We start from the raw sequence: 241 nt of genomic DNA on the forward strand, positions 1-241 counted from the left end.
TACAGCGGCGATCAACTGGACAGCACAAGCAGGTACTCAAACCCAATGGGTGGGTACAGCAGAAGTGGCGTCGGTTGCGGATTCGGTGAAGAGTGTGGCGTTAACGCTGCAAGGCTATAGTGATGCAACGGGCAATGCCGGTGAATCATTCACTTCTAGCAAAGCGCTAGCGATGACCCCAACCTTAACCGTTGAAAATATCAGTGATGTTAACGAAACGGGTGCTGAAAGCGTTGCAGTC

The 241-nt window shown here is 51.5% G+C and carries 1 pseudogene; it reads left to right on the plus strand.

Annotation, left to right across the window (positions count from 1 at the left end):
- Positions 1–241 (plus strand): annotated as a pseudogene (locus VCHENC03_RS27695) (hypothetical protein); the annotation flags it as partial.

The organism is Vibrio sp. HENC-03, assembly GCF_000305755.2.
GTDB lineage: Bacteria > Pseudomonadota > Gammaproteobacteria > Enterobacterales > Vibrionaceae > Vibrio > Vibrio owensii.